The organism is Enterobacter sp. CCUG 70166 (assembly GCF_020224095.1).
GTDB lineage: Bacteria > Pseudomonadota > Gammaproteobacteria > Enterobacterales > Enterobacteriaceae > Enterobacter > Enterobacter intestinihominis.
In genome coordinates this window covers 76,493-82,944 of the sequence record NZ_NRIQ01000037.1, presented here as the reverse complement: position 1 = coordinate 82,944, position 6,452 = coordinate 76,493, and the positions used below count along the sequence as shown (strand labels likewise).

The 6,452-nt window shown below is 54.3% G+C and carries 7 protein-coding genes and 1 pseudogene; 2 read left to right on the top strand and 6 right to left on the bottom strand.

What is annotated here, in order from left to right; translation table 11 throughout:
- Positions 1–40: 40 nt before the first annotated feature.
- Positions 41–853, bottom strand: a complete 813-nt coding sequence (locus tag CKK19_RS17335; protein ID WP_022647558.1) for a Cof-type HAD-IIB family hydrolase — start codon at positions 851–853, stop codon at positions 41–43.
- A complete protein-coding gene (locus tag CKK19_RS17330; protein ID WP_022647559.1) occupies positions 843–2,057 on the bottom strand; it encodes an MFS transporter in 1,215 nt (404 codons plus the stop codon). The genes CKK19_RS17335 and CKK19_RS17330 overlap by 11 nt, the downstream gene beginning before the upstream one ends.
- Before the next feature lie 82 nt (positions 2,058–2,139).
- On the opposite strand from CKK19_RS17330, the gene CKK19_RS17325 reads away from it, so the two are divergent.
- On the top strand, positions 2,140–2,691 hold the full coding sequence (locus CKK19_RS17325; RefSeq protein WP_023299677.1) for a TetR/AcrR family transcriptional regulator: 552 nt from the start codon (positions 2,140–2,142) through the stop codon (positions 2,689–2,691).
- Between the two features lie 27 nt (positions 2,692–2,718).
- Here the strand turns inward: CKK19_RS17325 and arsC are convergent, their stop codons facing one another.
- The 4 genes and pseudogenes from arsC to CKK19_RS17305 all read right to left on the bottom strand — a co-directional run.
- Complete coding sequence (gene arsC / locus CKK19_RS17320; RefSeq protein ID WP_023299678.1) at positions 2,719–3,144, bottom strand: glutaredoxin-dependent arsenate reductase; 426 nt, start codon at positions 3,142–3,144, stop codon at positions 2,719–2,721.
- 12 nt (positions 3,145–3,156) lie between these two features.
- Positions 3,157–4,446 carry an arsenic transporter gene (locus tag CKK19_RS17315; protein WP_023299679.1) on the bottom strand — a complete coding sequence of 430 codons (1,290 nt, stop codon included), beginning with the start codon at positions 4,444–4,446 and terminating at the stop codon, positions 3,157–3,159.
- 40 nt (positions 4,447–4,486) lie between these two features.
- The gene (locus CKK19_RS17310; RefSeq protein WP_015571018.1) at positions 4,487–4,807 is read right to left on the bottom strand and encodes a metalloregulator ArsR/SmtB family transcription factor; all 321 of its coding nucleotides are present in this window, start codon (positions 4,805–4,807) and stop codon (positions 4,487–4,489) included.
- Between the two features lie 406 nt (positions 4,808–5,213).
- Positions 5,214–5,515 (bottom strand): annotated as a pseudogene (locus tag CKK19_RS17305) (tlde1 domain-containing protein); the annotation flags it as partial.
- Positions 5,516–5,712: 197 nt separating this feature from the next.
- Here CKK19_RS17305 and CKK19_RS17300 point away from each other — a divergent pair.
- On the top strand, positions 5,713–6,357 hold the full coding sequence (locus CKK19_RS17300; RefSeq protein ID WP_046618550.1) for a hypothetical protein: 645 nt from the start codon (positions 5,713–5,715) through the stop codon (positions 6,355–6,357).
- Positions 6,358–6,452: the final 95 nt, after the last annotated feature.

Sequence of the window (6,452 nt, the reverse complement as noted above, 5' to 3'; positions counted from 1 at the left end):
GTGGGAGAGGGTTAGGGTGAAGGCCCCAGAGCGCACGGAATCAATTAAACGGCGCCTTCCCCTCCAGCACCATATCAATCACGTCCAGCACCCCTTCGTCATTATTGTTCGGCGCTTCATAGCGGGCCACAGCTTTTATATGCGGTCTGGCGTTGGCCATCGCGAAGCCAAACCCAGCCTGGCGCAGCATCTCCACGTCGTTACCGCTGTCGCCAAAGGCCACCACTTCACTGTCCTCAATGCCCCAGCGCGCTTGCAGGATCCGCAGGCCGTTAGCTTTGTGCACGCCAGGGATTATCAGGTCGATACTGCCGTGACCCGTGGTCACCGGCACCATGATGTCGCCAAGCTTCTCATGCAGCAGCGCCTGAATGCGCGGTATTTCGTCGTCAGAGACATTAAGCCCGAACTTGAAGAAAATATCATTGAGGTTGTCAAAGCTGCTGACGCTTTCAAGGCGGTGATAGTATTTCGCCGCAATCTCTTTGAAGAGGTCGTTATACGTTTTCAGCGTGTAGGCGCTGTTTTTTCCGCAGGCAATTATCTCAATGCCGGGCACGTCGTTTAACAGGGTGGCGACGGTCAGAAAATGCTCTTTCGACAGTTCGCCGTTAAACACGTCTTCGCCCGCATCCACCACCCAGCCGCCGTTTTCGGCGACGAAGGCGATTTCATGGGCGATCTCGGGGAAAAATGAGATCAACTGGTAGTACTGGTTTCCGCTGGCGACCACAAAACGGATGCCTTGCGCTTTCATGCGCGCGTACTGCGCCAGAAAACGCGCGCGATTATAGGTTTTCGCATCGCTCAGGAAGGAGCCATCCATGTCGACTGCAATCAGTTTAACGCTCATATCCCTTCTCCATTGTCGTTTGTTCTGCTTCCGGTTTTGCCACCGCACGCGCCACCAGGGCGGCAATAATCACTAACCCTAACACCACCAGCATGGCGCTGCGCAACCCGTAGTGCTCACCGAGGAATCCAAGCAACGGTGGCCCCACCAGGAAGGCAAGGTAGCCCGTGGTTGCCACAACGCTCACGCGCGTCGGCGCATCGGGACCGGTATCGCTGGCAGCGGAAATGGTCAGCGGGAAGCCAAGGGAGGCGCCCAGCCCCCACAGGATCACCGACACACCGGCAATCCAGTCCACATCCACAAAGATGATCATCGCGATGCCCAGCCCACCCAGCAGGGCGCTGGCACGGACGACCGCCACGCGGCTGTAACGGTCGATAAACCAGCCGCCGGTAAAGCGTCCGACGGTCATGCCGAGCGTAAATCCAGCGTAGATCAGCGAGCCGGAGGTGGGGCTAAATCCGTGCCCGTCCACCATCAGCAACGGTAGCCAGTCGTTGGCGGAGCCTTCAGCAAATGCCATCGCCAGCACCACCACGCCAATCAGCATTAGCTGGAAATCACGATAGAAGGGCAACCCTTTTGCCGCAGACTTCTGTTCGTCCGTGGCGTGTTGTCCTGTGCCTGCGGGAATAGCCCTGATGCCGGTGAGGATCGGGATAATACAGACCAGCGCCGCCAGCAAAATGTGCACATTGGCCGCAATGCCCAGCGCCGTTAGCGCCATCCCCACGCCCGCGCCCGCCAGCGTGCCGAGACTGTAAAAGCCATGCATCATGGGCAGCACCGTTTTGTTCATCGCCTGTTCGACGGCGGCCCCCTCGACGTTAATGGCCACTTCAGCCGCACCAAAGCTGCCGCCAAATACCATCAGCCCAAGGGCAAACATCAGCGGCGAGGCGAACCACAGCGCCACGCTCAAAGCGAACATTCCCACCACGGCGCAGCACATGGTGGTACGGATCACCGCGCGCGTGCCAAAGCGCTTCACCAGCCAGGCCGAGCAGAGGATGCCGCTCATCGAGCCAATCGACAGGCCAAACAGCACGATCCCCATCTCCGCCGTCGAGACGGATAGCGTATCGCGGATTGCCGGGGTGCGCGTTGCCCAGGAAGCCATCAGCAGCCCGGGGATGAAGAAGAACATAAACAGCGCCCACATGCGCAGATGCAGGGCTTTGCGAGGAGAAGTTAGCGTCATTGGGATCAGCACCAGAAGTACAACAATAGCGACAACACTAGCAACTTTGTGTACATTTGTACATAAACCGGATGAGGATTTTATGAGCAGACCACCAAACGACCCTAACCGCCGCGAGAAGATACTCCAGGCGACGCTGGACACCATTGCTGAGCACGGTATTCATGCCGTCACGCACCGCAAAATTGCCACCTGCGCAGGCGTACCGCTGGGGTCGATGACCTACTATTTCGACGGGATGGAGTCGCTTCTGGAGGAGGCGTTCACGTGGTTTACGCAGCAGATGTCTCAGCAGTACCGGGATTTCTTCGCGGGGGTGACCGGGCGGGAGAGGGCGTGCGAGGCCATTACCACGCTGATCCACAGTTCAGCCGTGACCACGCCACACAATATGGCGCTGATGTATCAGCTGTACGCTTTTATGCACCGCAGCGCCGCGCTGAAAACGGTGATGCAGGACTGGATGAAGATGAGCCAGACTACGCTTGAGCAGTGGTTTGATCCGGCCACCGCCCGTGCGCTGGATGCGTTTATCGAGGGGATGACGCTGCATTTTGTAACCGACCGGTCGCCGTTAAACCGGGAGGAGATCCGGGCGATAGTGGGACGGATTGCAGGCGAGGATACCGTCTGATAGCGCTCGCCCCGGCCACGCCTGATGTCAGGAGATTTTTTTCCCGCTGGCGTCAACGACGACTTCGCCATCTTCCTTTGTAAATGCCCCTTTTTGCGCGTCCGGAAGGATGTCGAGAACGACTTCAGAAGGGCGGCACAGACGTGTACCCAGCGGCGTCACCACAATCGGACGGTTAATCAGAATGGGGTACAGCAGCATGAAATCGATAAGCTGGTCATCGGTGAAATTTCCCCCGGCAAGGCCCAGTTGCTCATAAGGCTCGACGTTTTTGCGCAGCAGATCGCACACGGGAATCCCCATGTCTGCAATCAGCCTGGTCAGTTCATCACGCGACGGTGGGTTCTCAAGATAGAGAATAATTTCGGGTTCCGTACCGCTGTTGCGGATCATCTCCAGCGTATTGCGCGACGTGCCGCAGGCCGGGTTGTGGTAGATAGTGATGTTGCTCATATCCGTTACTCATTACAGTGTGAAGGAGAGACGTAGCGCCAGCGCGGCGAGCGTCACAAACAGAACCGGCAGCGTCATTATGATGCCCGTCCTGAAATAGTAGCCCCAGGTAATGGTCATGTTTTTCTGTGCCAGCACATGAAGCCATAGCAGGGTAGCCAGGCTACCGATGGGGGTGATTTTCGGCCCCAGATCGCAGCCAATCACGTTAGCGTAAATCATCGCCTCCTTAATCAAGCCTGTTGCCGCACTACCCTCAATGGAGAGCGCGCCGATCAATACCGTTGGCATATTGTTCATTATGGATGACAGAAAGGCGGTGATAAATCCGGTTCCCAGCGTAGTGGCCCAGAGTCCATGTCCGGCTAAGCGATCAAGAACGCCTGAAAGAGACTCCGTCAGCCCGGCATTACGCAGGCCATACACCACCAGATACATCCCCAGCGAAAAGATAACGATCTGCCAGGGTGCGCCGCGCAGCACTTTCCCGGTGTTGATGGCGTGCCCGCGTTTCGCAACGGCAAATAAAATCAGCGCGCCAGTTGTTGCGATAGCGCTGACCGGGATACCCAGAGGTTCAAGCACAAAGAAACCGACGAGCAGTAGCAGCAGCACGATCCAGCCCGTTCTGAACGTCGGCAGGTCATGAATGGCCCGTGCGGGCTCGCGGAGTTTTGCCAGGTCATATTCCGGCGGTATTTCCTTGCGGAAGAACAGATGCAGCATTACCAGCGTCGCGGCAATTGCGGCGATATCAACCGGGATCATCACCGAGGCGTATTCGCTAAAGCCCAGCTTAAAGAAGTCCGCTGAGACGATGTTGACCAGGTTGGAGACAATCAGCGGCAGGCTGGCGGTATCGGCGATAAATCCCGCCGCCATCACGAACGCCAGCGTGGCCTGCTTGCTGAACCCCAGCGCCAGCAGCATGGCGATAACGATAGGCGTCAGGATCAATGCCGCACCGTCATTGGCGAACAGCGCCGCCACGGCCGCACCCAGCAGCACGATCCAGGTAAACAGCAACCGCCCGCGACCGTTTCCCCATCGAGCAACGTGCAGCGCCGCCCACTCGAAAAAACCGGACTCATCCAGCAGCAAACTGATAACGATAACCGCGATAAACGTGGCCGTCGCATTCCAGACGATGTTCCAGACCACCGGAATGTCGTTAACGTGGATCACACCGCTCGCCAGCGCCAGCGCGGCGCCAATGGTGGCACTCCAGCCGATACTGAGCCCTTTGGGCTGCCAGATAACCAGTACCAGCGTAAACAGAAAAATAGCCCCTGCCAGAAACATCTTTTACTCCGTTATATCTGTTTTTGTGAATGTGTTGTGGTCAGCACGAGCCCGGGAGGCGGTTTTTCAGCTTCATACGTGTCTCTTCTCGCAGGCAGTTCCAGCTGGTGTCGATAACGGTTGCCGCCCATGCAGGCATGTTGGGAGAGAGACGGTAGTAGATCCACTTACCCTCGCGACGGTCGATGGCCAGCCCGGCCTCGCGCAGTAAGGCCATATGGCGGGAGACTTTCGGCTGCGGCTCGTTGGTAGCGGAGCAGAGATCGCAGACGCACAGCTCGCCCGCTTCACGCAGAAGCATGACGATGGAGAGGCGCGTTTCGTCGGAGAGGGTTTTGAAGAGCTGAACGGGGTGAAGCATCTGGCGATCCTGCGTGGTTTTTGTCATATACACTAAATCATATATGTTTGTGGCGAGTGAGGGAAGGGCAATAAGGGCAAATAAATGTCCTCAGTGAAGTACCATTACGTTGAGCAGTCGTCTTTGAGCCACAGACAGGGCGGGATAAGAAGATTAATGATTCCTGGTTTTGTTGAATATCTTCAATGTTATGAGACAGACGATCGTTGCAGATGTTAACAGAATCAAAATATCAATATTTGTATATGTTTCGTACATTGTCTCCGCATTAATATCACCATAGATGAAGCCGCAAATAGCAGTTGCAACGTCGTGGTTAATATAAGCTGTTGAAGGACCCAGCATACGTCCTGCCAGGAAGCTAATTAACACAAACCAGACGGCCTTAAGTAGTCTTGAGCCCCATTTACAGGCAAGGGTAGTGATATCCACCGTCAATAACCTCAATACAGCCGCGAGCCATATGTGAACGCATACATGGAACCTGAATAAGCTCTGTGTTCATAAGAGCGTTACGGATTAATGCTAATCGGAGTTATGGGCGATTGATATACACCCTTCTGACACTGTACCGGGATGGAGTCTGAACAGCCCGCGATAGACGTGATCAATCCATGTTCCATCGTCGATTCCCCAGTCATCCTTATATAAAGCAAACCACTCATCACGGCCAAATTCCGCACCGGATCTTATTTTGTTCCATTGGTTAAGATAAAAAATAATTTTATGTGAGATTTGGAGGATCGTTTGGGTTTCTTGTTTTAACGGCGCAACCGGGCGACAGGGCAGAGCTGGCACGGTACAAGGGGAATTTAAGGATTTCTGGGAAACTGAAAAATTACGTCTGGAAGCGCCCGTGAGCTTTGGTTATTCTTTGTTCGGGTTCAGAACAATACGTATGAGATATGGATATTAAACAGGTTGCATTAGGGATTCTCGATGGGATCTCCTCCATACCGAACACAGCTTACATGGGCGTTGTAAGAAGCTGGGAGGGAAGCGGGCTTGCCGGGGATAGCGCTAAACAAAGAAACCAGGCTGAGACGGAGCGTTTTTTCTATATGCTCAAGAGCCTGGGTAATGCTGAGTCACCATTACGCAGACTGATAACTATCGTTTTCACGTCGTTCTATCAGAAACTCAATGATGATGGTAAAGAGGCCGTAAACAATAAATTGGGTTACGGAGCCGGGAGCGTTGGTGGGCGAGCAGCAGGGCAAATAGCTTTGGCACAGACAACCGCAAGTCTGATGTTGAATCGTCTGGCGATTGATCAGGCGTACAAGCATTTTATTCGGTTCAGCGCTTCAGCAGCGTTAAACGTCGTGATGTTTCAGGGAATCATTGAAGAATCAGCCAGAGCGTCAAGACGGATGAAAGCCAAATATCCCTCTACATACGCCAGGGTGTCAAAAGAGAGTCTGGATATGGTCTACTTTCTCGTTGAACAGCAGTTAGAGCCTTACCTGGTGTTCATTGAAGGACACCCTATTGATTGCAAAGGAATACAGAATGAAATTTGTAAAATCGTTAATGTCCCACGCAATTGAGGGAACTATCACCTTTCTGGCTGTGCTTTTTGCTATGGGGTCATTCTTCTGGTTTGAAAGTACATGGATGAAATTCACCGGGTGTTTTGGGGCGT

Excerpts from the sequence above, each read along its gene's own strand:
- CKK19_RS17335 (WP_022647558.1), bottom strand. The coding sequence starts at position 853 with ATGAGCGTTAAACTGATTGCAGTCGACATGGATGGCTCCTTCCTGAGC.
- CKK19_RS17330 (WP_022647559.1), bottom strand. The coding sequence starts at position 2,057 with ATGACGCTAACTTCTCCTCGCAAAGCCCTGCATCTGCGCATGTGGGCG.
- CKK19_RS17325 (WP_023299677.1), top strand. The coding sequence starts at position 2,140 with ATGAGCAGACCACCAAACGACCCTAACCGCCGCGAGAAGATACTCCAG.
- arsC (WP_023299678.1), bottom strand. The coding sequence starts at position 3,144 with ATGAGCAACATCACTATCTACCACAACCCGGCCTGCGGCACGTCGCGC.
- CKK19_RS17315 (WP_023299679.1), bottom strand. The coding sequence starts at position 4,446 with ATGTTTCTGGCAGGGGCTATTTTTCTGTTTACGCTGGTACTGGTTATC.
- CKK19_RS17310 (WP_015571018.1), bottom strand. The coding sequence starts at position 4,807 with ATGCTTCACCCCGTTCAGCTCTTCAAAACCCTCTCCGACGAAACGCGC.
- CKK19_RS17300 (WP_046618550.1), top strand. The coding sequence starts at position 5,713 with ATGGATATTAAACAGGTTGCATTAGGGATTCTCGATGGGATCTCCTCC.